Raw genomic sequence first — 25333 nt, 5'->3', positions numbered from 1 at the left:
CGTTGATGAAATCACTTGCTTGTATCTAGTATAGATGCAAGATACAATTATGATAAAAAGCTTCCGCCACAAAGGTATTCAATTATTTTTTGAAACGGGCTCTAAAGCAAAAATTCAGGCGACTCATGCAGCAAAGCTTCAGCGGCAGCTTATGGCGTTGAATCGAGCAATATGCCCAGAGGATATGGATGTGCCGGGTTGGCGGTTGCATCCATTGCGAGGGCTTGAGTTTCAAGGCCAATGGTCGATTTGGGTAAATGGCAATTGGCGACTTGTGTTTATGTTCGATGGGCAAGACGCCATTGTGGTTGATTACTGTGACTATCATTAACGTATCGGGTAAATATTGTGCAGATGCATAAGCCACCTCATCCGGGCAGTATTCTTAAAGACGATGTACTGCCCGAGCTAGGCCTTACGGTGACACAGGCCGCCGCCCAGCTTGGCGTGTCGCGTGTTCAGTTTTCGCGCTTTATCAATGGGCGCGCTGGGGTAACCCCCGACTTGGCGTTGCGGCTATCGAAATGGATCTCGGCGCCCAGCGCCATTATGTGGTTGCAAATGCAGGCCGATTACGACCTGTGGCAAGCCGAACACTCGGGCCGAACATTTGACGTCCAGCCCGCACGCACGGGCTTGTAACGCCTACCTTTTTCCTGTTTGCTTTGCTATGGTTACACCCTGAACAAAACAACAATCGAAACTGAAGGGTGGGAGATGGATTCACGTAAGGCAATTGATACCAGCGCCGTTGGCATCATGACGGTGCTGTGCATGATTTGGGCGTTTCAGCAAATTGCCATCAAGGCGGCGGGGCCCGATATTGCGCCTATCCTTCAAATTGCCTTTCGCTCGGGCATTGCCATTGTGCTGGTGGGCCTGCTTATGCTTTGGCAGCGCGTGCCGGTGTCGTTCAGCGACGGTACTTGGCGCCCAGGGTTGTTGGTGGGCTTGTTGTTTGCCCTCGAGTTCTTGCTAATGGGCGAAGGTCTGCGTTACACCACGGCGTCGCACATGACGGTGTTCTTGTATACCGCCCCGTTCTTTGCCGCCATCGGCTTGCATTGGCGCTTGCCCGAAGAGCGACTGGCGCCCGCCCAGTGGGTCGGCATTTTGGTCGCTTTTGTTGGCGTGGCTGTGGCGTTTTTTGGCCCTGACAACAGCGACAACGCACGTCAGGCGGCCGACATGTTGTGGGGTGATTTTCTAGGTTTGCTGGCCGGCGCTGCTTGGGGGGCGACCACCGTAGTAATCCGCTGTTCAAAACTATCGAATACGCCGGCCACCATCACACTGATGTACCAACTGATTGGGGCATTTGTGTTGTTGCTTTTGGCTGCTGTCGTCTCGGGCCAGGCTAGTGTCAACCCGACGCCAATTGCCATTGGCAGCGTCCTGTTCCAGGGCATTGTGGTCTCGTTCATTACCTTCCTGACCTGGTTCTGGCTGCTACGAAAATACCTTGCTTCTCGCCTTGGCGTCTTCTCGTTCATGACCCCGATGTTCGGCGTTATTTTTGGCGTGTGGCTGCTGAATGAACCCCTGGACACCAGCTTCCTTATTGGCGCGCTGCTCGTGGGTATTGGTATCGTCACCGTCAGCGGCTACGGCTGGTTTGTGCAAGTGCTTAAAAAGCGACGGAATTCACAGTGATTTACGTCGCTGCATTGTTTGTTGCGTACTTGATTTCACGATAGTCCATAGCGTGCTGGCCAGTGGTGCCAGTGTTTTGTTTTTTTGCCGTGCGAGCATGACGCGACGGTGTCTGATTGGCCTGGGACAAATGACCGCTAATCCGGGCAGCCCGGTTTCGGGGACAGCCAGGCTGGGCACAACATTTATGCCCAAACCGGCGCGAACCATCTCGAAGCCGGTTGTCACATGACCAACTTCTTGTACCACTTGGTGTCGGACGTCCTGCCGATTGAGCACTTCGTCGATCAGGCGGCGGCTGCCCGAGGCTCGGTCTAGCAAAATAAGATCTGAGCCAGATAAGTCGGACCATGCGGGCGTCTTGTGACGGCCATTTTTAGGGCGAACCAGGGGGTGGTTTTCAGGGCAAACGACTACAAAGGGGTCGGTTAGAAGGATTTCGCAATCGAGCTCTCGCATGGTCGCCGAGTCGGGCTCAACGATAATGCCGAAATCGACCTCACCCGTCAGGATGCTGTTCAGGACATTTTCTTGAATGCGATCGAGCAATATCACGTGCAGCCCGGGTTCTTGTTGGGCACAAAGTGCAAGGCAGTGTGGCATGAGTGCCGCCGACAATGTGGGGCTGCTGGCTAGTCGAACTTTGCCTACGCGGTTGTGTGCCCAGCTATGCAGTTCATTCAGGGTATTTTCAAGCTCATCGATCCAGCGAGGCAGGCGTTGGGCCAAAATTTGCCCCGCTTGGGTCAGTTGCACATCGCGGGTGGTGCGATCGAACAGGCGCAGGTCTAGTTGGTATTCGAGTTCGTTGATGGCGCGACTAACTGCCGGCTGTGTTAACCCAACGAGTTCGCCGGCTCTGCTGAAGTTGCGTTCGGCCGCCACAGCGCGGAAAACCTGCAACTGCTTGAGACTAATGTTCATCCATGCTCAGTATTAATTTATGCAAAAAGATTATAAATAGATCAGATAAATTAATTTCATTATTTTTTGAAAGTGGCGTTCAATAGCGTCATGAAACGCGCTCCCTTTCTTCCCGATAATTACACGTTATTGTTGGCTGCAACCGTGGTGTTGGCCAGTTTGCTGCCGGCGTCCGGATTGTTTGCAATCGTCCTGAAATACGTCACAACAGCAGCAATTGCACTGTTGTTTTTTTTGCATGGCGCTAAATTGCCGCGTCAGGCAATTATTGATGGGCTGACACACTGGCGTTTGCACGCATTGATTTTGAGTTGTACGTTTGTTTTTTTCCCCTTGATGGGGTTCATTCTGCGCCCGGTGCTATTGCCGTTGGTCGGTTCAGAGCTTTATTTGGGTGTGTTGTATCTGTGCATGCTGCCGGCAACGGTCCAGTCAGCGGTCGCACTGACCGGTATTGCGGGGGGTAATGTGCCCGCCGCTGTCTGTAGTGCCTCGGTCTCGACGCTGCTGGGTATCGTGATTACGCCGTTTTTAGTTAATGGTCTGATTACGCCAACGACCGGTGTCGGTTCGCCGATAGACTCCGTTATCGATATCTTCTTGCAGCTCATGTTGCCTTTCTTGGCCGGGCATTTTTTGCGTCCATATTTTGACGGTGCCTTTCGCAAGGCAGGAAAGGTGTTGTCTTTTGTTGATCGTGGCTCGATTTTGCTGGTCATTTACAGCGCATTCAGTGCGGCTGTGGTCGGGGGGATCTGGCAGCAGGTTTCCTTTGCCATGGTGGCGAGTCTGGTTGCAATAAGCCTGATTTTTCTAGTCTTGGCCATGCTGTTTGTGTTTGGGCTAGCAAAGGCTTGTGGGTTTAGCCACGAAGATCAGGTCACTGCATTGTTTGGGGGCGCCCAGAAAAGTCTGGCCAGTGGCGTGCCGATGTCGCAGGTTTTGTTTGTTCCGTCGGTGGCTGGGGTCATGGTTTTACCGTTGATGATCTTTCATCTGCTGCAGCTAGTGGTTAGCTCGGCTTTAGCCCAACGCTGGCATCGCCAGCGCAAAGGGCTATAGCGCACAAGATGTTAATTTCAACTTTTTTGGGGGTGCCATGACGGCCGACTGGAAGCAGCTAAGTGTTGCCGAGATCGAGCGGCACTACGACCAAGGGCTATATGCCGCCAATACGCGCGAGGTAAATCAGTGGTACACACAGCAAAGTAGAACTGTGCATGCCGCAGTGCCAAGCGAGCGCTTTGCCTATGGTTTGAGGGCCTCTGACTACGGGTACTGGTTTAAAGCCAGAACTCCCGGTCGTCCGGTGGTGGTGTTCATTCACGGTGGCGCGTGGCGAGTTGGTGCGGCAGAAGACTATCTTTTCCCCGCTCAGTGGCTTACCCAGCAGCTGGATGTTAACTATGTTTGCCTGAATTTCGATAATGCGCCCGCAACTGGCGGAAGACTTTTCCCCATGTTGAATCAAGTGGTGAATGGCGTTTCGTGGGTAGCCCGAAATATGACTCAATACCAAACGGCTCCCGAGGTTCATTTGGTTAGTCACTCTTCGGGCTCCCATTTGGCCGCCTGTATGGCCGGGCTTGATTGGGCGACTCTGTTACCTCAGTCGCCTGGGCTAATTAACAGCGTCTTGTTGTGCAGTGGTATTTACGACCTTGAGCCGGTCGTTCATTCCAAACGTCGCGAGTATTTAGAGCTTTCACCTGCCGAAGTTTTTGCCCTGAGTCCCATGAGGCATAGTACAAATGGCACCCTAAGATTTTTAGTGCTGCGCGGTGAACTCGAGTCTCCCGAGTTTATCCGGCAGCACGATGCTTATGTCGCGAAGCTTCAACGAGAGGGAGTTAAGTTGCAAGATGGCGTAGGCCGCGGCTTGAACCATTTCGAGGTTTTGCAAACTTTCGGCGAGGCCAGTGGTTATATGGCGCAGTGTTTTAGTCGCCTGATTGAAGATTGCGCTAAGCCGCTGCGCTGATCAGACGTAAGTGTGAAGGGCCCTAAGCGGGGCTTGGGCGTCGTTTCGTATTTGCCTTTATTTTATTTCTTGTATTGAATCAATACGCTTAAAATTAAATAATATTTATTTTTGGAGTGATTTTATTTTTTTTCATCGATTGATTTTATATGCTTCCCATTAAATTATGCTAGGGATATCCCTATAAATCATCAGCATTAAGGGTATTTACTGATGGCCTTGTGGGGTGATGAAAAGCCGATTCGATTGACATTAATTCCGTGTCAACACAAAATGATATTTATTATTAATTCTGGGCTCAAGTTATTTTGGGTAGGTAAATAAATGGAAATGTTCAGTGAGCGAGTTGTTCCAGCTCCGCCAGCGGCAGTGTGGGAAGCGTTAAACGATATCGATAGGCTGAGAGGGTGCATTGCAGGCTGCGATCGTCTTGAGCTGTTAGAGCCTGATGTGTACGACGTGGCCGTCGCGGTAAAAATTGGCCCTGTAAATGCAAAGTTCAAAGGGAAGATGTCGTTGCTCGATATTGAGGCCCCAACCGCCTACACCATTCGGTTTGAAGGGCAGGGCGGGGTCGCGGGGCACGCCAAGGGGACGGCTAAAGTGTCATTGAGGCCTCACGACGACCTGCATCAAACGCTGCTTTGTTATGACGCGTCCGCCCAAATAGGTGGGAAATTGGCGCAGCTGGGGTCGCGCCTTATTGATAGTGCGGCCAAGAAAATGGCTGACGATTTTTTCGAAAAATTCGTGGCGTCTTTTTCTAAAGACACCGAGCAAGCATAGTACGAGCCGGTTGTAAGGCAAGCGAGGTTATTGGCTTGCGATAAGAGTTTGAGATGGAGGTTGTGCAAAATGAAAGCCCCAGATTTCGCCTACTGTTGTCCGGACAACGTTGATGACGTTTGCGAGCTTATGGCTGAGTACGGGTCTGACGCCCGGGTTCTGGCCGGAGGGCAAAGCCTTGTTCCTGCGATGAATCTTCGGTTGTCTTCGGCAGAGCTGTTAATTGATATTAATCGGGTGTCGGCGCTCGAGGGTATTAAGCTGACCGATGATGGCCAGGGGGTGAGCGTGGGGGCCTTGGCACGCCATGCGCAGGTTGCTGCCTCACCGCTCATTCGACAACATGTTTCGCTGGTGGGCAAGGCCATGGCGTATGTGGCGCATCCCGCGGTACGAAACAGGGGCACCACATGCGGTAGCTTGGCGTTGGCAGACCCATCTGCCGAGATGCCGGCCTGTGCCGTTGCGTTGAATGCAAGCTTGGTGCTGCAAAGTAAAAAAGAGGGTGTCAGACGTGTATCTGCCCGGGAATTTTTTTTCGGGCTTTACGACACTGCGCGCCGGGACGATGAACTATTGACTAACGTGATTTGGCCGGTCGACCAGCCAGGTTATTACACTGGGTTCACCGAGCTGAGTCGGCGTCACGGCGACTTTGCAATAGCCGGGGTAGCGGTGCGCTGCGCGATTAATAACGGCATTGTCCGCGACCTTGATATGGTCACATTTGGGGTCGGGCCAACGCCGGTCTTGTCTGCCGAAGCTCGCGACCTGGCCGAAGCGCAAGAGGCTAATGCGGCGCTGGCTAGTTCTGTAGCCGATAAAGTTTCGAATCAGCTCGAGATCGATTCTATCGAGCACGAGCAGGTTAGACGCGAGCAAGTTCGGGCGCTGATACATCGGGTTTTGTTAGGGGTGTTCCAGGAGGCGGCTTGTGGAAACAGTTAAAGAAGCGTGCATTACCGTAAATGTCAACGGTCAAACGATGACGCGGGTTGTGCCTGTTCGTCGCAATCTGGTCGATTTTCTTCGTCATGATCTTGGCCTGACGGGTACGCATGTGGGGTGTGAGTCGGGCATTTGTGGCGCATGCAATGTTCGCGTAGACGGTGTGGTTGTCAGGGGGTGTTTGATGTTTGCAGCCCAGCTCGATGGCCGCTCTGTTCAGACCATTGAAGGCGTGAGCCAATCGGGTGAAGCCGCTCGCCTGCAGAGGGCATTTGTTGAGCACAATGCTTTGCAATGTGGCTACTGTACGCCGGGCATGTTGCTGACTGGGCTCGAGCTCGTTGAGTCGGGGCGCGAGGTCGATCGCACTCAAATTCGAGAAGAAATTTCCGGCAATTTTTGTCGTTGCACCGGTTATCACGCCATTGTTGATGCCATCGAAGAAGTGATTTTGGAGCGCAATCGCAATGAATAAGCTGCATGAGTTCACAAATGGACTGGTGGGGACTTCGCAAAAACGCAGTAAGGCGAATTTGCTGGTTGCCGGTCGTGGGACATATCTCGACGACCTGAGGTTGGGGCAGCATTACCATATTGCCTTCTATCGAAGTCCTTTCGCCCGGGCGCGGTTTGCTTTGGGTGACAACTCGCACGTAGAGGCATTGCCGGGCGTTTACAAAGTCATCAGTGGTCGCGATTTGTTGTCTGTTTGCGGTGCATGGGTGACCAGCCTTGCCTTGCTGCCGCAGCATGTTTCAGCGCCTCAGCATCCTTTGGCGATCGACGAGGTGTTTTGGCAAGGCGAGCCGGTGGTGGCTATCGTTGCCGATACCCGCGCCCAGGCCGAAGATGCTCTGGATGCGATTGACATCGATTGGGAAGAGCTTGATCCGGTTGTTGATGCCGAATTGGCGTTAATGCCGTCAGCGCCCTTGGCGCATCCCGCGATTGAAAGCAATCTTGCTCTAGAGCGCACGGTTTCGAATGGAGACGTTGATGGCGTGTTCGAGAATGCGCCTTTCGTAGTCTCGCACCAGTTCTCTTTTGGGCGGCAAACGGGTGTGCCATTAGAGTCGCGCGGTGTTGTTGCGCAGTTCGATGCCCGAAATAATTCGTTGGTTGTTTATCAGTCGCATCAGTCGCCCTTTCAAATGCAGGAGATTTATTCCCGGCAATTGGGCGTTCCCTTGTCAAGTGTCAGAGTCATATGCCCTGACGTTGGTGGGGCGTTTGGCATAAAGCTGCATGCTTATCCAGATGAAATGGCAGCTGTGGCAATTGCAAAGTTGTTGGGTATAACGGTCAAGTATCAGGCCGACCGCCTCGAATCTTTCGTCAGCGATGCGCATGCTCGCGATGCAAAGGCTACGGCATCGCTGGCTGTCGACGAAGAAGGGACTATCCTGGGGTTGCGATTCGATGTCCTGTTTACGTTTGGGGCGGTCTCGCTATACCCAAGAAGCAGTGTGGGCGAGGCACTCCAGGTTTTGGAAATGTGCGGGTCGGCCTATCGCATTCCTGCGCGACAAGGTCGCGTTAGGGGTGCGTTCGTAAACAAGGTGCCCACCGGGGCTTATCGCGCAGTGGGTCAGCCGCTGGCCGCCGCCATTATCGAGCAGCTGCTCGATAATGCTGCTGCAGCTGCTGGTATTGACCGATTGCAGATTCGGCGTAAAAACTATGTAAGTGCTAGCGACTTTGAGGCAGTGCCGAATGAGCAGTTAAGTAACCTGTCTTTGCAACAGTGTCTAGACACGCTGGCACAAGACACCGGCTTCCAGTCCTATATTCAAAGGCAAAAAGCAGCAGATAACGACACGGCTTATGTTGGTGTTGGGTTGTGCACCTTCATCGAGCAGACCGGTGTGGGTGCGGGCCTGTATGGGCGTAATGGTGTCAGGGTTGCGGGCAAAGAAAGTGTGCGATTGCAGTTGCAGGCTGATGGCAGCTTTTACTGCGCGACCAGCGCATCCGAAAATGGGCAAGGTGCCCATACAGGTTTGGCGCAAATTATTGCAGATACCATGGGTTGCGCCTTGAGCGAGGTCGTTGTTTGCAGTGGTGATACCCAAAATGATCCGCTTGGCGGTGGCACCTGGGCTTCCCGAGGCATTGCGCTTGGCGGCGAGGCTGCTTTGCGGGCTTCTCAAACACTTAAAGCCAATTTGCTTGCTATTGCTGCGGCCTGGAAAGGTTTTGATCCGAAGCATTTGCAGCTTCAGGGGTCGGCGGTTATTGATGCGTCGGGAGAGGTCGTTTGTACGCTTGCCGAGCTGGCGTATACCGCACACTACGACTCAACACAGGTACCTTTGCGCGACTTGCCGCCATTAGCCGTTGAGCGTAGTTTTGCGCCTTCCGATAAACCTTATTTTCTGGCCAATGGCATTCAGGCGGCGGCGGTCAAGGTTGACATTGAAACAGGAGAGGTCAAAGTGCTTGACTTCTGGGTGGTGGAAGACTGTGGTCGTGTGATTAACCCGATGCTTGTCGATGAGCAAGTCCGAGGGGGGGTAGTTCAGGGAATTGGTGCTGCTCTTTACGAAAACTGCACCTACAGTGAAACAGGGCAAATGACCAATGCGTCGTTGGCCGACTATTTGGTACCCATGGCCTCTGAAATGCCTGACATTAAAGTATTGCACGTGTCTACACCCGAGCGCGAAACACTGTTGGGCGCAAAAGGGGTTGGGGAGGCTGGCACAGTGGGAGCAATCGGGGCCATCTGGTCTGGCGTTAATGATGCTTTAAGGCCTGTCGGTGTGGCTGTTGAAAAACAACCCTTTACGCCAGAGCATATCTTGTCGTCGGTGTTGCGGGCGCGGCACCAGTGAATACCGCCCGACACATGCCGGCTATTAGTTTTGCCGGCATGTGGCGGTGTTGTGCAATTTCAGTTTTTTTTGGTAATTGTCCAGATATGCTCTGAGACATCGAAAACGACGCCGAACGGATCTTTATATTTTGACTCAGCGTCGACGCCGGGGTAGTTGTCCGGAAGTTTCAGGAAAAATTTACCCCCTTCCGCCTCAATTTTTTTGGCGGTTTCTTCTTCGTTATCTACAACAAAACCGATGTGGTGGATGCCTGCCCAATCGGGTCCATTGACCTGACCGCCTTTCCCGTCGGGGAAGTTGAGCAATGTCAGGTTCATCGTACCGTCGGTTAGCATGACGGCATTGCCGATGGGCGATTCTGCCTCTGCCACGCGCTCCATTTCTAATGCATTAACGTAAAAGGCTGCAGCGCGCTCAAGGTCGGGTACCTGAATCGCGACGTGTCGAAGTTTTGCCATGCTGTTCTCCTGGTAGGAAGTGTGCTGTCGGTGTTTGGATCAAGAAAGTATCGAGCTAAAAATGCTTTTTAGGCCAGCAGTGTGTTCTAGTCCGGTGCCGGGGATGTCTCCGAGTCGCAATTGGCCGTCGACAATGCTGCTCCCCTCGGGGAATTGGCCAAATATGGGGTGATCAGGCGCCGTTTCGTGCCCGCCCAACCCAAGCCCGGCCGCTGCGTGCGCAGATAGTAGGTGCCCCGCATGTGGAATGCAGGCGCTGCGCGACCAGCCGCATGCGGCCAATAAATCAAGAATACGCCCGTATTCGACCAAGCCGTAGCTTAAAGAGATGTCCATATTAAGCAGGTCTTTGTTTGGCCGCATACCGCCATAGCGCAGAAGGTTCCTGGTGTCGGCAAAAGAAAACAAATTTTCACCCGTGCTGATTGCGCCTGGGTAGGCATGACACAGTTCGGCCAAAAGTTGGTAATTTAGCGGGTCAACGGGCTCTTCGACCCAGGCGAGCTGACGGCCCTTGACTGCATTTAGCCAATCGTGGGCATTTGCTTCGGTAAGCCCTGCATTGAAATCAAGAGACAGGTTTTCCGCACCACCGGCAGCGTCAATAGCCATTTCGATGCGTACCAAGTCTTGCTCGATAGGCAGACCCCCAGCTTTGATTTTGAAACGAGTAAACCCACGCTGACAGTATCGGGAGATCTCTTGTTTAGGCCCGTCAAGCCCCTCGTTGGGGCGGTAATGGCCGCCGCTGGCGTAAATTGCAGTTTGGTTCGGCGTAGACGCGCCTGGAAATTTCTCGTTTAGCAAGGCCCAAAGCGGTTTGTCTTCGATTTTTGCCTGGAGGTCCCAGGCTGCTGCGTCGATCAGCCCGACTGCGCCGGCACGCTCGCCGTGACCACCAGCCTTTTCGTTTGCCATGACCACTGACCAGAGTCTGTGTGGACAAATACCAGGGCCATGAGGGTTGGCATATGTTGAGGGGGGGGCATTTAGCAGCCGAGGTATAAAGCGCTCTTGGAGCAAGGCTCCGTGCCCATATCGACCGATAGAGTCGAAGGCTACGCCCACCAGCGGCCTGCCGTTACGCATGACATCTGACACCATGACAACCGCGCTGGCGGTCATCGTGTCAAAGTTGATGTCGGCGTTACGCATGCCGGAGGCAAGGCTAATGGTTTTTTCTATGAAGTTGACAATGCGGGTCATTATTGAGTTACCCCGTGTCGACTAGAGCAGGCTCATGAATGCGGTATGCAGCCCATCGCAGTCGGTCAGCTCGATGCGTTTGGAGGCAATTTTCATCCCTTCGGGCGTGTTGCGCAACACATGGGTGCATAAGCCGGAAAACAGTCTACGTTGCTCGTCTCGAAACTCGTGGACCATCAGTGACGAGTGGACGACGAGGTCGTGCTGACCCGGGTCTTCGACAAGAATATTGCCAACGATGTGAGTGGTGTAGGGGCGTGGCGCCGACTGGTATGTCCGTTCGTCGGCAAGACGACGCACCCGCATCTTAAGCAAATCTGTGTTTTCGTAGATGATGGAGGGTACGTTGAGCGGGTCTGTTTGCCCGCGAACTGCGGGGATCCAGTACGTACCGCCGTCGGCGAACAGAGAAAGCCAATCGTCGTAGAGCAACTGGTCAAGCAGCCTGGCTTCGCGATAAAGAAATTGCTGAATTGTGCTGTAGTCGATCGACGCGCCGACAGTGTTGGAAGGGTGGGTCATGATTGGTCTCCGGCAGTCATGTAGTCAAGCCAGGCATGAAATTGTGAGCGGATAGGGGCTTCGGTAGCGGCGCTGATTGTGCTGCCGTTTGGCAAGGGGCGTTCCAGGCCGACCCCTCGCTGCATGTCTACCCAGGTGTCTTCACCACTGCTGCGCAGGCCAACGTTGCAGCGTTCGAAAATAGTGGCGTCGTCACCATAAATCATTGATGCGGGCGAACCAAGGTTAGTTAAAAATCGAATCGCGCGGTGGAAGATTTCGTCGGGAGCGCCGACAAGCTTGAAGCAGTGCGATATCACCAAGGTGCGGTCTGGCGCCACAGGATGAACGATGCGAAGTTGGTGGTACTGGGCGTTGATGTTGATATTGGGGTAGATCAGGTTGTTGAAACGGTCGAGGTCAAGAATGCTGCGCGTGCGTTCAATGCCATAAGCCTTGATCATCGCATCTTCGTAGGCGTCTCGAACCGGGTCGACTTCTTTGCGGGCGAGCAGGCCATTACGGTAGATGCCGTCCATATAGCTGTGCCCACCTGGTACGGCGACTTGCTCGATGCCTTCCCATTCTTTTTTGCTAAAGCCGTTACCTTGCAGCATTTCACGTGTTTGTCCAAAGTCGAAGCTTGTGCTTTCTGGACCGTGCTGACGTGCGGTTTGTACCGATGAGTTGTGGACAACGCCTGGATGAATGGTGTCGTTTGCATTTTCATGATGCATTTTCCAGTTGCCTTTGTACTCAAGACGAAAAGCGGTCTGGACGAGTTCGATTTTGCCAACCGGTGATCGATCAACAAGGTTGTCTATTGCAACCAGCATCGGGCCAAGAAAGGTTTCGAGGTCTGGCCCAGTGGCGCTAAGGCTGGCAAAAATGAAGCCACGATACTCTGCAACCCGGGGGGCTTTCTTTAATGCATATTGTTCTGACTCTGGCACAAAGGTATCGGGGTAGCTTTGGCGATGAGGCAGGCCTCGCAGCGTTCCCCCCAGGTCGAACATCCATTGGTGGTAACCACAGACGAAACGTTTGGTGTTGCCGTGTGGTTCGTGACATACCGTTGCGCCGCGGTGTGTGCAGCGGTTTTGAATAACGTTGATTTCGCCTTGTTCACCGCGGGTGGCAATGTAGTCTTGGGTGCCGATACGCGCACGCACAAAGTCGCCAGGGTTTCGTAGTTGGCTTTCGTGCGCAACGAAGATCCAGGTTTTATTGAAGATTCGCTCGATTTCAAGGTCGAAAATGGATTGATCGGTATAAACACGCTTGTGAACAGCGTGTGGCTGCACAAGGGCTTTTATTTCCTCGACAGTAATGGTCATGATCTTTAGCCTCAAAAATAAATATGATTCTATTTTTAGCTATCGGTGATGGCCTGTCAACGGTATTTGGCCTGGCTTAGTGTAAATACTAGGGATCAAGGGTTAGAATAGGTGTTCACTTTCCGTCAAATGCTTAATATTTATGGTTCAAGTCAAGAAAAACGACATGCGTGAAGCCATTCTGGTTTCGGCTTTTGATTTGTTTTCAAGAAAGGGGTACACGGCGACAACAATGGCCGAAATTGCCCGGCAAGCCGAAATGAACGTGGGGACGTTGTATGTGTACTTCGACTCAAAAATTTCGCTGCTCTACGAGGTCTATCGGCCATGGCAAATACAAGAGCTAGACAAGCTTGCAACGGCGGTTAGAAAGCTCCGATCGCCATCAATGCAGCTAAGGCGGTTGTTGGTTGGCTTGTGGGGAGATCTGCCTGCAACCGATCACTCGTTTGCCAACACGCTCATCGAGGCGCTGGCGTCTGCCCCCCCGGAAATGGGAAAGCCGAATAATCTTTTGGCGTATGTCGAGCAGTATTTGTCTGATTTATTGGCCGAAATTTTGCCGGAAGATCGTCAGCATTTGCTAAAAGAGGGTTTGCTTTCGCATTTAATCTGGATGGCTTTCGACGGGTTTTCCATTAACCAACGGCTTCGCGACACAAGAGACGTCACTGCGATGGCCGACCTGGTGGCAGGCCTGATTCTCAACGATAAAAAGACCTCTGATTAGCGGCTCCTGAAGCCGCGCCAAAAGTAAGTTTGTATTTGTTTTTGGCGCGGCCTTTGATAGGCTAAGGTCTAGCTTTTTGGGGCTGATGCTTACTTAAGAATGGCCGAAGGCAGCCAAAGCGCAACAGCAGGAAACGCCACGATGATCAGCATGAAAACGAGCTGTATCAAAATGAATGGCGTTACCGAGCCATAGATTTGTCGCAGACTGGTACCCCGCGGTGCGACCCCTTGCATGACAAACAGCAGTAATCCAAAGGGCGGGGTGCATAAACTGATTTCAAGTACGACCAGCATCAGTACGGCGAACCAAACCTCGTTAAGGCCTGCCGCGGTGATGAGTGGCATGAACAGTGGCAAGGTTAGCATCATCATGCTGACCTGATCCATGAAGCACCCCAATACAAGCAGCAGCAAGAGCATAGCCAGCAGCAGCACTACTGGAGACAGATCCATGCCGGTGATCAGCGCAGATATGCTTTGTGTTGCCCCTGAATATGCCAGAATTTGCGAAAACGTTGATGAGGCGCAGACGACAAACAAGATCATCGCTGAAAACGTGAGCGTTTCTTTAAGTGAGCGAGCGAGGTTCTTGAGGTTTACGGCGCGATAGCAGGCCGCTACCGCGATACTTGCCAAAGAGCCCAGCGCCGCTGATTCGGTGGGGGTGGCAATACCGCCGACCATGCTACCCACAACCGCGATAAAAATTATCAGCAACGGCAAGACATAGATAAATAGTGGCTTTATGCGTTCGCCCCAGGAGCGTTGATCAATTTCATAACTGGGAGCCAAAGACGGGTTAATTGTGCAGCGGATACCTATATAGGCGAAAAAGGCTGCGGCCATAAGCAATGCGGGGATGATGCCTGCGATTAGCACATGATTTACTGATATCTCGGCCAGGCTTGCTAACAGTACGGCTAGCCCTGATGGCGGGATCAGCATTGCCACTCCGCCGATTGCCATGATGGGCCCCATCGAAATTGTTGGCGCATAACCTTTTGCCAGCATTTGTGGCAGCAGTGTTTTGCCGAGTACGGCCGTATTTGCGATGGTCGACCCAGACAGCGAAGAGAAGATTGTGCCACCCACAACTGCAATCATGGATAGCCGGCCAGGCACCCGGGTAAATAGCTTGTCGATGGCGTCGATTGCACGAGAAGCGATCCCTGTATGCAGCATTATCTCGCCCATGAACACAAACAGCACGACGGGAACCAATGAGTAGCTTGCAACCGCGCTTTGCATATTCCGAATCATCTGCAGCAAACCTACCTCGCCGCCCAAAACGAATACTGCGCCAATAATATTGACCAACAGGAAAGAGAACACGATGGGAATACCAAGCAATAGTGCCAGTATGACGCCCCCAAACATTACGCTAATGACGGTGATCCAATCCACGGTTATTCTCCGGTGTTGCTTGATTTAAGAGGTTCGGTGTCGTCATCGTCCAGCCAAGAGGCTCCTTGGGGTTGGTAGCTGCAATTTGGCCAGAACAGGCGTTGCAGGAGTTCGATGCACATGAGTAGCATGGCCAAGGGTATTTGCCATTGCATCCACCAGTCAGGAATTTCTATTTCGCGAAAGACAATTTCCTGACGTTCCCAGGACTCTATAAGCACTATCGCGCCATAGTAAAGAATGGTCGCCGCGATAATAAGCAGGATGAGGTTGATCAGTTGTTCTACGCGATGTCGCGAGGCCGGCTTTAGCTGGGCAAGAACGATGTCAACCCGAATGTGCTGATTTTGGTTCAATAACCATGGCGCGGCCAGGATGGCGATCAGGAATAGCGAGTACTCCGAGTAGTCGATGATGCCAGGGACATAACCAAGATCTAGTGACCGCATGATGGCTTCTGCGCCGATGGCAACAATAAGGAAGGCAACACAAAAACCAGCGAATGTCGCCAGGATTCGTATGACGTAATAGTGGAGCATCATCAGGTGGTGCATGTTTGATTCCGAAGGCAGACGGGCCCATAACGATCGAGTGTCGAGATTGGGCCCGGGATGCTGTGTAGCGTTGTTTGGTTACTAAGTAAGTTTATTTCTGGAAAAGAGGCTGAAGGGCCTGTGCTTCTTTAGGGCTGTTCTTCAGTACATCCTCCCACATGGCGTCGCGTGCCAGCTTCAGGTATTCGGGGCCAAGGTTAACGGCTTTAATACCGGCAGCCTTTTGCGCTTCAAAACTTTTAAGCGTGGTCTCTTTATCGTACTGAACCATGTAGTCCTCAAACCACACGACGGCATCGTCAATCACCTTGCGTTGCTCAGGCGTAAGCTGTTCGAGCTTTTTGTTGTTCATCATGATATTGACGACCACCGAATAGAAACCCGGCTCGACACGCACTTTGAGCATTTTGTCCCAGCCCAGGTCTTCGATACCCCAGCCAGGGTAGCCGAGACCGTCGACAACGCCGCGCTCAAGTGCAGTGTAGGTTTCGGGAATGGCCACCATGGTTTGGCTGGCGCCCAGTGCGCGCAAGAAAGGCGCGTAATTGGGTTGTGAGCGTATCCGGAGACCTTTGAAATCTTCAATGCTTTTGACTTTGTCTTGGGTGAGGTATAGGTAAAAGGGCACTCCGTTACCATATGCGGTAAGGGAAACGGCATTCAGTTTCTTCTTGAGGGATTCGTTCATTGCGGCTTGCCCGCCCGAGGCGCGCTGTTCAGCCTGGGTCATGTTCGAGAGGTCTTGCACGTGCGCTTCGGGTACGGCAGATTTGTACATGCTGGGCGGATTGGCGATCATGTCTACGAGCCCACTGCGCAGCGCATTAGGTTGTTCCATCCCGGGAATTGCTTCGGGCCCTACAGCCGAAATCTGTATGACGCCTTTCCCTGTTTCGTTGACGCGATCGATGAATGCCTTGAACGGTCTACCGAATGCTGTGTTGAATGGAATAAACGACGCCGCTTTGAGTTGAACTTCAGCCGCAGCAGCAGATGCGGGGAATGCGGCCAGACAGGCAATGCTAAAGGCGGAGATGCCAACTGCGCGGCCTAACTTAGTCAGGATGTTGAGTCTTGCTACCATGGGTGCCCTCTTTCTGGTTGGGGTGAAGGAATGTGCTGAAAATTGCCATGAGCCAACTTTAAAAACGAATGTCATTCTGGATGTAAACAACACGTTAACGCAAGACAGGGATAACACTGATGTAGTGCTCTATGCCTACAGGCTATTGCCGGGCAGCCTTTGCCAGCGATGCAAATTTATGTTGACGGCACGACCGTACTAAAACAGAATTTGGTTTATTTTTAATAGGCTGATGTACTGAATTTAATAGTTCGTTCTATGGCGCTTTAAAGGGCATGACTGCGTTTGCTTATGCAGACTCAGCGCACGCAAACATTCTGACTTCTGACAGCATCCAGACAGGGGATCTATGGTGACCAATCACAACATCTTCGCCATCTCATCCGATGGCGAGCAAAACAACGTAAATGTTGCAAGTACGTGGGGTGATTCCCCTATGTACCGATTTGATAAAAGCTTTGAAGAGAATGCCGCGTTGGGGCCTAGCTTCGATGGCCCGTTTCCGCATGTTCCAAAAGTCCCCCAAAAGTCGCTTCTCGGGTTAGCGGTTAATTCGCGCTTTGGCGTTGCGGCAGGGCCAGGAATCAACTCTAAGTGGCTGTCAACATACAGTAAATTAGGGTTCGACATTCTGACTTATAAAACTGTTCGCCTATACGAGCGAATTGCGCACCCTGTACCTAACTTTGCTTTTATCGATCCGCATTCAAATGTTTATGAGGACGATTCGACCGCAAATACTTTGGCTGCCCCGACCTTGCCGCTGGATGTTGCACCAACCGGAGGATCAATCGGCATGCCGTCGCTCCCTCCCGAGTTTTGGCAGCGCGATATTGAAGTGACAAAACACGCTTTACTTGATGGTCAGGTGCTGATTGCTTCTATTGTGGGTACAACTCAGCCCGGCATGGCGCAAAGCGATTTTGTGCAAGAGTTTGAAACGCTTGCGCAAATGGTGGTGGATGCGGGTGCTGATATTGTTGAAGCGAATCTGTCGTGTCCGAACGTTAATGTGGCAGAGGGGGCGGTCTATAAAGACTTGGCGCTTTCACGCGATATTGCGTTAGCCGTGCGTCGGGGTGCCAGGGGGCGTCCAGTGCTGCTTAAAGTTGGGCATTTAGGTCATTCGCTTGATGGCTTTTTGCGCACGGTAGCCGGTGCAGCCGACGGCGTAGTCATGATGAATGCGCTTGCACGCAAAGTTGAAGATCCTGATGGCCGTCCGTACTTTGGGGCTTCACGCCATATGGCAGGCGTGCATGGTGGGGCAATTTATCAGTTGTCTCTTGATGCCGTCAAAAAGGCGACGCAGTTGATACGCGCTGAGCAGCTTGATTTACGCATTATTGGCGTTGGCGGTGCCAGCACACCAGAGCGTGCCGCGGCGTTTGTAGAGGCGGGGGCAGATGCGGCTTTGGTTGCGTCATCGGCACTCGTTCTACCTTTTATGGCGTGTGCCTTGAAAGCGCAGCGGCCTGATGTGTGATGTTCGCCACGACCACTTTGCAGCGCTTCAAGCAAGCGCTGCGCACGGTCAAGAAGTTACTCGGTAGCTTCGGCGTTTTCGGCGTCGGCGCTGAGTGGTTTCATGCGGCTGGCCACCAGCAGGCCTACTTCAAACAGCAGGCATAAGGGTACGGCCAGCATGAACTGGCTAATGACGTCGGGCGGTGTGACGACGGCGGCAATAACGAAGGCGCCTACAATGACGTAGCCGCGGGCATTGCGCAGTTTTTCGGCGGTGGTCATGCCTGTTTTAACCAGCAGCACCACAGCAATGGGCACTTCGAAGGTCAGGCCAAAGGCCATGAACATGGTAATGACAAAGCTGACGTAGGCTTCGATGTCGGGCGCGGGGGTGACCGATTCGGGCGCGAAACCGGCAATAAATTCGAAGACGGTTTTGAACACGACAAAATAGCAGAACGCCATGCCCAGCAAGAACAGCAAGGTGCTGGACAAAATAAGCGGCAGGGCTAGGCGTTGTTCGTGTTTGTAAAGCCCGGGGGCGACAAACGCCCACGCCTGGTAAAGCACCACGGGCAGCGCAATAACAAAAGCGGCGAGTAATGTGACTTTGATCGGCACCATAAAGGGCGTGATCACACCGGTGGCTATCATGTTGGTGCCGGTGGGTAACGACGCCAGCATGGGTTGAGCCAGGGCGTCGTAAATGGCCGATGCGCCGGGGTACAAGAACAGCGCAATAAACACGAGCAGAATCGCGCCTACGGCGCGAATCAGACGCGTACGTAATTCGATAAGGTGCGAAACAAAGGTGTCGGCGCTGCTGTCTTCAGTGGTCACGGCGTTGTTCCGGTGTTGCTGTTGGATGAGGCGGCGGGCGCTGCAGCTGCACGCTTGGCGTCTTCCGGCGCACTGGTGCTTTCCGGTGCATTGTGCAAGGCATTGGCGCTGTCTTGAGCTTGCGGCGTCTGTGCTTGGCCTGAGGCGCCGCTATTGCCATTGGCATTGTTTGCTGGCGATGTATTGTCGGCAAGCGCTTCATTTTGGGCTTCTTTGGCCGCTGCATCCGGCTCGTAGCCGTCAAAGTCAACCAACGAGCTTTGCAACGACTTGCCGGCGTTTTCGACGGCGTCGCGGGCGGCTTTCATGGGGTCTTCGATGGTGCGCGAGGCATCTTCAATAGACGCTTTTACCGACGAGGCCGCTTCGGTAAACTGGTTTTTGACGTCGTTCAGGTCGCCCGCGTCCATCTCGCGCTTGATGTCGGTTTTGACATCGTTGACGTAACGCTGGGCACGCCCAAGCAAGTGGCCCAATGTGCGAGCCACTTTGGGTAGACGTTCGGGGCCGATGACGACCAGGGCAACAATGCCGATGATCATCAGTTCGGTAAAACTGATATCAAACATGACGGTTAACCGTTAGGGGTTGGGGAACACCGCAGACCCTGAAGATTAGGCGTCTTTCTTTTCTTTGGCCTGAACGTCGATGGTGTCGCCATCGATGGATTTTTGTGTAACTGATTCGGTCTTTTTGCCTTCTTCAGTGGCGTCGGCCATGCCTTTCTTGAACCCTTTGACGGCGCCGCCAAGGTCTTCACCCATGTTGCGCAGTTTTTTGGTGCCAAAAACCAGGGCGACGATGACCAAAACGATAAGCCAGTGCCAAATGCTGAAACTACCCATGTTGCTCTCCGTGCGGTGCGAACCGCGAATGTGTGTGGTGTAAGTGTGTTGTAGTTATACGTGTACGTTTTGTGGGCTATGCGGCAGGTGCAACGCGTTGCGCCCTGGGGCGCGGGCCCCCAATAATATGAAAGTGCAAGTGCCCGACTTCTTGGCCGCCGTCGGCGCCGCTGTTGGCCACCACGCGGAAACCGCCGTCGGGTCCAGGCCGGCAACCGTTGTCGGCTGCAATTTTTGGGATGGCCGCCATCATTCTACCCAACCAGCCAGCATCGGCTTCGGTGATGTCTTGCATAGATGTGACATGGTGCTTTGGGATAACCAGCAAATGCACCGGGGCCGCAGGGTTGATGTCGTGAAACACGAGCATTTCTTCGTTTTCGAAGACCTTTTTGGAAGGAATTTCGCCGGCGGCGATTTTGCAAAACAGGCAGGTGCTCATGAATGTTGCTGAAAAATCTATTTTAAAACCCGGGGTGGGCATACGTTAAAGCCAAGGGCCATGTTGACGCCAGGTTAACGTGCCGCCCGCCAAAACTTGAGTGTATACGATTGCTCTTTTTACCACAGCTAGGGTATGCGATAGGGGGGCTTATTCGCTCCGCGCGGCTTTTTCGGCAATGCCTGAAGTGCCTTCGCGCCGGGCCAGCTCATTCAAAACATCTTCGGGCCGCAGGCCATAGTGTGCCAGTGCAACCATGCTGTGAAACCAGAGGTCGGCAGTTTCGTAGACGATTTTTTCGCGCGATTCGTCTTTGGCGGCCATGACCAGTTCGGTGGCTTCTTCGCCAATTTTTTTCAGGAAGGCGTCGGGGCCCTTGGAAAGCAGTCGGGCGCTGTATGACGACGCCGGGTCACCCCCGTTCTTGGGCAGGCGGCTTTCCAGTGTGTCGGCCAGACGGGCCAAAATATCGTTTGCAGTATTCATGATGAATCACTTTAGCAGTGGGTCGAGCCGTTCGTGCGCCAATAGTTATTTGTAAATATGTTCAGGGTCTTTCAGGACGGGTTCGATGCTGTTCCAGACGGCGTCGTTGGGGGCGTTGTTGGGCGTTGCTAGTTGACCTGCCGCTGCGGCCGGCGCCGATAATACGTTGTCGACACCAATTGCCAGGCCCTGGTGGTCGTCAAGCCGCCGGTAAAAGCAGCTTTCGCGACCGGTGTGGCAGGCAATGCCGCCGTCTTGTTTTACCTTTAACAACAACACGTCGGCGTCGCAGTCTAGGCGGATTTCGCGCAGGTGTTGAACGTGGCCCGACTCTTCGCCTTTACGCCACAAGCGCCCGCGTGAACGCGACCAGTACACCGCGCGGCCCGTGCGAGCCGTTTCGGCAAGTGACTCGGCGTTCATCCAGGCCACCATCAAAATAACGCCGGTGTCAGCGTCTTGTGCAATGGCGGGAATCAAGCCTTTTTCGTCAAATTTGACGTCGGAAATCCAGGAGTTCATGTCAGTAAGATTCTGCTTGATTAATGCTGCGCAAAGGGCCGCGACTATAACCGTACCGGAATACCGTGTTGCGCCATCAGGGCTTTGGCTTCGCGCACGGTGTGGTCGCCAAAGTGGAAAATACTGGCTGCGAGAACGGCGCTGGCACGACCGGCGGTGACGCCGTCGACTAGATGCTGCAGGTTGCCGACACCGCCCGACGCAATGACCGGCACAGGTACCGCGTCGGATACCGCACGGGTCAGCTCAAGGTCGAAGCCCGATTTTGTGCCGTCGCGATCCATACTGGTAAGCAGGATTTCGCCGGCCCCGTAGGCCGCCATTTTTTCGGCCCATTGCACGGCGTCGATGCCGGTGGCTTTGCGGCCCCCGTGCGTAAAAATTTCCCAGCGTGGGGGCTCGCCTTCGGCCGACACACGGCGTGCGTCGATAGCGACCACAATGCATTGCGAGCCGTGATAGTTGGCCGCTTCACGGACCAGTTCGGGGTTGCTGACGGCGGCGCTGTTGATAGACACCTTGTCGGCGCCGGCATTGAGCAGGCGCTGGATATCGGCCACCTGGCGCACCCCGCCACCGACGGTAAGCGGGATGAACACTTGCGATGCGACGGCCTCGATAATGGGCAGAATCAGGTCGCGGTTGTCGCTGGTGGCCGTAATGTCTAAAAAGGTCAGTTCGTCGGCGCCCTGTTCGTTGTAGCGACGTGCAATTTCGACCGGGTCGCCGGCGTCGACCAAGCCTACGAAGTTGACGCCTTTAACCACGCGGCCGGCGGTCACGTCGAGGCAGGGGATAATGCGGCGGGTCAGGCCGCTATCGGCCGGTGTGCCTGTTGTTGCCTGTGCGTTGTTGCCGGTCCCGATGCGGGCCGACTCGACGGGTTCTGACATGGCGGTCATTCTGTCTCGCCGTTCAGTTCGTCGGCCAAGGCTTGTGCCGCGCCGAAGTCGAGCGTGCCTTCGTAGATGCTGCGGCCCAGAATAGCGCCTTCAACGCCCTCTTCTTCGACGGCGCACAGGGCTTCGATGTCCTTCAGGTCGGTCACGCCGCCCGAGGCAATAATAGGAATACTGACGGCCTGGGCCAGCTTGACGGTGGCTTCAATGTTAACGCCCGACAGCATGCCGTCACGACCAATATCGGTGTAGATAATGGATTCGCAGCCGTAGTCTTCGAATTTTCGGGCAATGTCGTAAACGTCATGGCGGGTCAGTTTGCTCCAGCCGTCGGTGGCGACTTTGCCGTCGCGCGCGTCAAGACCCACAATAATGCTGCCCGGGAAGGCGCTGCAAGCATCGCGCAAAAAGCCCGGGTCTTTGACTGCGGCCGTACCGATAATGACATACGTAATGCCAATGTCTAGATAGCTTTCGATGGTGTTCAGGTCGCGAATGCCACCGCCGATCTGCACGGGGATCTCGTCATCCATGGCGCGCAAAATAGACTTGATCGCGGTCAGGTTTTTCGGGGTACCCGCCACAGCGCCGTTCAGGTCGACCAGGTGCAGGCGTCGTGCCCCCTGGTCGAGCCATTCGGTAGCCATAGCGGCTGGGTCTTCCGAGAAGATGGTTGCGTCGGCGAGGTCACCTTGGCGCAAGCGTACGCAATGTCCGTCTTTAAGGTCGATAGCGGGGATGAGAAGCATGATCTGAGTCAGTCAATCAAAAGAAGTGTGGGAGGTTGGCGTAACCGCTTAAGGGTTCCAGTCGACAAAATTGCGATAAAGGCGCAGACCCGGGTCGGCGCTTTTTTCGGGATGAAACTGCACAGCAAAAATGTTATCGGCAGCAACGGCGCAGGTAAAGGTCAAACCGTAGTGCGTTTGGCCTACGGTAAGGGCCGGGTCGGCCGGTTGCGCGTAGTAGCTGTGCACGAAATAAAAGTGGGTGCCGTCCTCAATGCCTTGCCACAGCGGGTGGGAGCGGGTGTGTTGTACCCGGTTCCAGCCCATGTGGGGTACCTTGAGCAGCTCGTGGGCCTGGTCGCCGTGCTGGCGCGATGAAGCAAACTGCGGGCCCTGAAATTTTTTGACTTGGCCGGCGAACAGACCCAGGCATGGTGTATTGCCTTCTTCGCTGGTGTCGAACAGCATTTGCTCGCCAACACACACGCCCAGCAGGGGCTTTGATCGGGCGGCTTGCAATACCGCATCGCGCAAGCCCGATTCGCTCAGGGTGCGCATGCAGTCGGGCATGGCGCCCTGCCCGGGGAACACAACGCGTGACGCGGCGGCGATGTCGGCGGCGTTACGGCAGATGCGCACGTCGGCATCGGGCGCGGCTGCTTGCAGGGCGCGGGCAACCGAGTGGAAGTTGCCCATGCCGTAATCAACAATGGCGATGGTATTCACGATGCTTACAGAACGCCCTTGGTGGATGGAATGACGTCGGTGGCGCGCGGGTCGATTTCAGTCGCCATGCGCAGGGCGCGGCCGAACGCCTTGAAGACGGTTTCGCACTGGTGGTGCGAATTGGTGCCGCGCAGGTTGTCGATGTGTAGCGTGACCAGGGCGTGATTGACGAAACCCTGGAAAAACTCTTGTGTCAGGTCGACGTCGAATTGCCCAATGTGCGAGCGCGTGAAGGGTACATGGAGTTCGAGCCCGGGGCGACCGGAAAAGTCGATGACGACGCGCGATAGGGCTTCGTCGAGCGGTACGTAGGCGTGGCCGTAGCGGCGCAGGCCCTTTTTGTCGCCGACCGCGGCGGCAAAGGCTTGCCCCAGGGCAATGCCTACGTCTTCGACACTGTGGTGGTCGTCGATGTGCGTGTCGCCGTCGCAATGGATATCGAGGTCGATCAGGCCATGGCGGGCGATCTGGTCGAGCATGTGGTCGAGGAAAGGCACACCGGTGTTGATGCTCTGGCGGCCGGTGCCGTCGAGGTTGATGGACACGCGGATGCGGGTCTCGTTGGTGTTGCGGGTGATTTCGGCGGTACGCATAATAATCTGTATAACTGGGGCTTGCGCCCCAAAAAGCTAGGTGTTGGCGGCGTCAAGCCGGTATTCGGCGCTAGCGGCGTGGGCTTGCAGACCTTCGCCGTAGGCCAGCGTGGCGGCAATTTTGCCCAGTGTTTGCGCACCTTGGTGCGAAACCTGGATAAGGCTGCTGCGTTTCTGGAAATCATACACCCCCAGCGGCGATGAGAACCGTGCCGTGCGGGATGTGGGTAGAACGTGGTTGGGGCCGGCGCAATAGTCGCCTAGCGATTCGGAGCTGAAACGGCCCATGAAGATAGCGCCGGCATGCCGGATGTTTTCGGCGACGGCGTGGGCATTTTCGGTAGAGATTTCGAGGTGTTCGGGTGCGATGTCGTTGGCTATGGCACAGGCTTCGTCGATGTCTTTGACCAGGATAAGCGCGCCGCGGTTAGTCAGGCTGGTACGAATGATGTCGGCGCGCGGCATGGAGGGCAACAGACGATTGATTTCGCGTTCGACCTCATCCAGGTACTGGGCGTCGGGGCACAGCAGAATCGATTGCGCCAGTTCGTCGTGCTCGGCTTGCGAGAATAAGTCCATCGCCACCCAGTGTGCGGGTGTAGTGCCGTCGGCGATGATTAAGATTTCGCTGGGGCCGGCAATCATGTCGATACCCACGGTACCGAAAACACGGCGCTTTGCCGCCGCCACATAGGCGTTGCCCGGGCCGACGATTTTGTCGACAGCGGCGATGCTTTGCGTGCCGTAAGCCAGTGCGCCTACGGCCTGAGCGCCGCCAATGGCCCAGGCGCGGTCGACCCCGGCAATGGCGGCTGCCGCCAGCACAATGGGGTTGCGTACGCCGCCGGGCGTGGGGGTCACCATGACGACCTCGGCTACGCCGGCAACTTTGGCCGGAATGGCGTTCATGAGCACGGAAGACGGGTACGCTGCCTTACCGCCGGGTACGTACAGCCCGACACGGTCGAGAGGCGTTATTTTTTGGCCCAGTACGGTGCCGTCGGCTTCGGTGTACGACCAGCTTTGGCTGCGTTGGTGCTCGTGGTAGGTGCGTACGCGCTCGGCGGCCGCTTCAAGGGCGGCGCGTTGGTCGGCCGGCAGGCTGTCAAGCGCGGCTTGCCATTCAGATTTGGGGATTTCGAGTGCGGCGACCGATTCGGCCTGAACACGGTCGAACCGATGGGTGTAGTCGAGTAGGGCTGCGTCGCCATGTTCTTGTACCTGACGCAGGATGTCGGCCGTGGCGCTTTCGATGGACTCGTCTTGTGAGGCATCGAAGGCCAACAACTGGCGCAACGTGGCAGCGAAATTTTCTGAGGCAGAACTAAGGCGTTTGATGGACAGCATGGTGACCCTGACAGCAAGAATTAAGCTAATACT

30 protein-coding genes are annotated in these 25333 nt (G+C 54.4%); 11 read left to right on the top strand and 19 right to left on the bottom strand.

Translation table 11 applies throughout. The features are described from left to right. The first annotated feature begins 49 nt into the window (after positions 1 to 49). From PuT2_RS05560 to PuT2_RS05550, 3 genes are all read left to right on the top strand, one after another. Positions 50 to 331, top strand: coding sequence for a type II toxin-antitoxin system RelE/ParE family toxin (locus PuT2_RS05560; protein ID WP_093970016.1), 282 nt, complete (start codon positions 50 to 52; stop codon positions 329 to 331). Positions 332 to 354: 23 nt separating this feature from the next. Next, complete coding sequence (locus PuT2_RS05555) at positions 355 to 642, top strand: HigA family addiction module antitoxin (RefSeq protein WP_093970015.1); 288 nt, start codon at positions 355 to 357, stop codon at positions 640 to 642. Between the two features lie 75 nt (positions 643 to 717). Next, positions 718 to 1653, top strand: a complete 936-nt coding sequence (locus PuT2_RS05550) for a DMT family transporter (RefSeq protein WP_093970014.1) — start codon at positions 718 to 720, stop codon at positions 1651 to 1653. Here PuT2_RS05550 and PuT2_RS05545 read toward each other — a convergent pair. Continuing rightward, on the bottom strand, positions 1645 to 2577 hold the full coding sequence (locus tag PuT2_RS05545) for a LysR family transcriptional regulator (protein ID WP_093970013.1): 933 nt from the start codon (positions 2575 to 2577) through the stop codon (positions 1645 to 1647). The genes PuT2_RS05550 and PuT2_RS05545 overlap by 9 nt on opposite strands. A 90-nt stretch (positions 2578 to 2667) precedes the next feature. On the opposite strand from PuT2_RS05545, the gene PuT2_RS05540 reads away from it, so the two are divergent. The 6 genes from PuT2_RS05540 (at position 2668) to PuT2_RS05515 (ending at position 9126) form a co-directional block, all read left to right on the top strand. Beyond that, on the top strand, positions 2668 to 3639 hold the full coding sequence (locus tag PuT2_RS05540) for a bile acid:sodium symporter family protein (protein ID WP_093970012.1): 972 nt from the start codon (positions 2668 to 2670) through the stop codon (positions 3637 to 3639). A gap of 37 nt (positions 3640 to 3676) precedes the next feature. Further along, positions 3677 to 4558, top strand: a complete 882-nt coding sequence (locus tag PuT2_RS05535) for an alpha/beta hydrolase (RefSeq protein WP_093970011.1) — start codon at positions 3677 to 3679, stop codon at positions 4556 to 4558. A gap of 324 nt (positions 4559 to 4882) precedes the next feature. After that, entirely contained in the window at positions 4883 to 5344 is a 462-nt protein-coding gene (locus PuT2_RS05530; RefSeq protein WP_093970010.1) for a CoxG family protein, read from the top strand. Between the two features lie 69 nt (positions 5345 to 5413). Continuing rightward, positions 5414 to 6292, top strand: coding sequence for a xanthine dehydrogenase family protein subunit M (locus PuT2_RS05525; protein ID WP_093970009.1), 879 nt, complete (start codon positions 5414 to 5416; stop codon positions 6290 to 6292). Further along, a complete protein-coding gene (locus PuT2_RS05520) occupies positions 6279 to 6767 on the top strand; it encodes a (2Fe-2S)-binding protein (protein WP_254046947.1) in 489 nt (162 codons plus the stop codon). Before PuT2_RS05525 ends, PuT2_RS05520 begins: the two co-directional genes overlap by 14 nt. Next, positions 6760 to 9126, top strand: a complete 2367-nt coding sequence (locus PuT2_RS05515; RefSeq protein WP_093970008.1) for a xanthine dehydrogenase family protein molybdopterin-binding subunit — start codon at positions 6760 to 6762, stop codon at positions 9124 to 9126. The genes PuT2_RS05520 and PuT2_RS05515 overlap by 8 nt, the downstream gene beginning before the upstream one ends. A gap of 59 nt (positions 9127 to 9185) precedes the next feature. Here PuT2_RS05515 and PuT2_RS05510 read toward each other — a convergent pair whose 3' ends face one another. From PuT2_RS05510 to PuT2_RS05495, 4 genes are read right to left on the bottom strand one after another with little or no spacing between them, the layout of a single operon-like run. Further along, entirely contained in the window at positions 9186 to 9587 is a 402-nt protein-coding gene (locus PuT2_RS05510) for a VOC family protein (RefSeq protein WP_093970007.1), read from the bottom strand. A gap of 39 nt (positions 9588 to 9626) precedes the next feature. Then, positions 9627 to 10793: an enolase C-terminal domain-like protein gene (locus PuT2_RS05505; protein ID WP_093970006.1), complete on the bottom strand. Its 1167-nt coding sequence runs from the start codon at positions 10791 to 10793 to the stop codon at positions 9627 to 9629. A gap of 21 nt (positions 10794 to 10814) precedes the next feature. After that, positions 10815 to 11315 carry an aromatic-ring-hydroxylating dioxygenase subunit beta gene (locus PuT2_RS05500; RefSeq protein ID WP_093970005.1) on the bottom strand — a complete coding sequence of 167 codons (501 nt, stop codon included), beginning with the start codon at positions 11313 to 11315 and terminating at the stop codon, positions 10815 to 10817. Beyond that, positions 11312 to 12631: an aromatic ring-hydroxylating dioxygenase subunit alpha gene (locus PuT2_RS05495; RefSeq protein WP_093970004.1), complete on the bottom strand. Its 1320-nt coding sequence runs from the start codon at positions 12629 to 12631 to the stop codon at positions 11312 to 11314. The genes PuT2_RS05500 and PuT2_RS05495 overlap by 4 nt, the downstream gene beginning before the upstream one ends. A 166-nt stretch (positions 12632 to 12797) precedes the next feature. Between PuT2_RS05495 and PuT2_RS05490 the strand changes: the two genes are divergently transcribed. Next, complete coding sequence (locus PuT2_RS05490; protein WP_254046946.1) at positions 12798 to 13361, top strand: TetR/AcrR family transcriptional regulator; 564 nt, start codon at positions 12798 to 12800, stop codon at positions 13359 to 13361. 89 nt (positions 13362 to 13450) lie between these two features. On the opposite strand, the gene PuT2_RS05485 is transcribed toward PuT2_RS05490, so the two are convergent. The 3 genes from PuT2_RS05485 to dctP form a co-directional block, all read right to left on the bottom strand. Then, positions 13451 to 14767 carry a TRAP transporter large permease gene (locus tag PuT2_RS05485; RefSeq protein ID WP_216820798.1) on the bottom strand — a complete coding sequence of 439 codons (1317 nt, stop codon included), beginning with the start codon at positions 14765 to 14767 and terminating at the stop codon, positions 13451 to 13453. A 2-nt stretch (positions 14768 to 14769) separates the two neighbouring features. Beyond that, positions 14770 to 15321 (bottom strand): TRAP transporter small permease, encoded by a 552-nt coding sequence (locus tag PuT2_RS05480; RefSeq protein ID WP_093970002.1) that lies wholly within the window; start codon positions 15319 to 15321, stop codon positions 14770 to 14772. Between the two features lie 91 nt (positions 15322 to 15412). Continuing rightward, positions 15413 to 16405, bottom strand: coding sequence for a TRAP transporter substrate-binding protein DctP (dctP, locus tag PuT2_RS05475; RefSeq protein WP_158214014.1), 993 nt, complete (start codon positions 16403 to 16405; stop codon positions 15413 to 15415). 796 nt (positions 16406 to 17201) lie between these two features. On the opposite strand from dctP, the gene PuT2_RS15805 reads away from it, so the two are divergent. After that, positions 17202 to 17891 carry a hypothetical protein gene (locus PuT2_RS15805; protein ID WP_158214013.1) on the top strand — a complete coding sequence of 230 codons (690 nt, stop codon included), beginning with the start codon at positions 17202 to 17204 and terminating at the stop codon, positions 17889 to 17891. A 56-nt stretch (positions 17892 to 17947) separates the two neighbouring features. On the opposite strand, the gene tatC is transcribed toward PuT2_RS15805, so the two are convergent. From tatC to hisD, 11 genes are all read right to left on the bottom strand, one after another. Further along, complete coding sequence (tatC, locus tag PuT2_RS05465; RefSeq protein ID WP_093969999.1) at positions 17948 to 18712, bottom strand: twin-arginine translocase subunit TatC; 765 nt, start codon at positions 18710 to 18712, stop codon at positions 17948 to 17950. Beyond that, positions 18709 to 19281, bottom strand: a complete 573-nt coding sequence (gene tatB, locus PuT2_RS05460) for a Sec-independent protein translocase protein TatB (protein ID WP_093969998.1) — start codon at positions 19279 to 19281, stop codon at positions 18709 to 18711. The genes tatC and tatB overlap by 4 nt, the downstream gene beginning before the upstream one ends. A 45-nt stretch (positions 19282 to 19326) precedes the next feature. Further along, positions 19327 to 19557, bottom strand: coding sequence for a Sec-independent protein translocase subunit TatA (tatA, locus tag PuT2_RS05455; protein WP_093969997.1), 231 nt, complete (start codon positions 19555 to 19557; stop codon positions 19327 to 19329). A 76-nt stretch (positions 19558 to 19633) separates the two neighbouring features. Continuing rightward, complete coding sequence (locus tag PuT2_RS05450; protein WP_093970095.1) at positions 19634 to 19999, bottom strand: histidine triad nucleotide-binding protein; 366 nt, start codon at positions 19997 to 19999, stop codon at positions 19634 to 19636. Between the two features lie 150 nt (positions 20000 to 20149). Beyond that, complete coding sequence (locus tag PuT2_RS05445; RefSeq protein ID WP_093969996.1) at positions 20150 to 20485, bottom strand: phosphoribosyl-ATP diphosphatase; 336 nt, start codon at positions 20483 to 20485, stop codon at positions 20150 to 20152. A gap of 45 nt (positions 20486 to 20530) precedes the next feature. Then, positions 20531 to 21007 (bottom strand): phosphoribosyl-AMP cyclohydrolase, encoded by a 477-nt coding sequence (hisI, locus tag PuT2_RS05440; RefSeq protein WP_093969995.1) that lies wholly within the window; start codon positions 21005 to 21007, stop codon positions 20531 to 20533. Positions 21008 to 21051: 44 nt separating this feature from the next. Continuing rightward, a complete protein-coding gene (gene hisF / locus PuT2_RS05435) occupies positions 21052 to 21900 on the bottom strand; it encodes an imidazole glycerol phosphate synthase subunit HisF (RefSeq protein ID WP_093970094.1) in 849 nt (282 codons plus the stop codon). Positions 21901 to 21905: 5 nt separating this feature from the next. Continuing rightward, positions 21906 to 22655 carry a 1-(5-phosphoribosyl)-5-[(5-phosphoribosylamino)methylideneamino]imidazole-4-carboxamide isomerase gene (hisA, locus tag PuT2_RS05430; RefSeq protein WP_093969994.1) on the bottom strand — a complete coding sequence of 250 codons (750 nt, stop codon included), beginning with the start codon at positions 22653 to 22655 and terminating at the stop codon, positions 21906 to 21908. Between the two features lie 48 nt (positions 22656 to 22703). Beyond that, positions 22704 to 23360, bottom strand: coding sequence for an imidazole glycerol phosphate synthase subunit HisH (gene hisH / locus PuT2_RS05425; RefSeq protein ID WP_093969993.1), 657 nt, complete (start codon positions 23358 to 23360; stop codon positions 22704 to 22706). Positions 23361 to 23365: 5 nt separating this feature from the next. Then, positions 23366 to 23953 (bottom strand): imidazoleglycerol-phosphate dehydratase HisB, encoded by a 588-nt coding sequence (hisB, locus tag PuT2_RS05420; protein ID WP_093969992.1) that lies wholly within the window; start codon positions 23951 to 23953, stop codon positions 23366 to 23368. A 36-nt stretch (positions 23954 to 23989) separates the two neighbouring features. After that, positions 23990 to 25300: a histidinol dehydrogenase gene (hisD, locus tag PuT2_RS05415; RefSeq protein WP_093969991.1), complete on the bottom strand. Its 1311-nt coding sequence runs from the start codon at positions 25298 to 25300 to the stop codon at positions 23990 to 23992. Positions 25301 to 25333 lie beyond the last annotated feature (33 nt).

The organism is Pusillimonas sp. T2 (genome assembly GCF_002236805.1).
Classification (GTDB): domain Bacteria; phylum Pseudomonadota; class Gammaproteobacteria; order Burkholderiales; family Burkholderiaceae_B; genus Neopusillimonas.
This window is presented reverse-complemented; position numbering and strand designations above follow the sequence as displayed.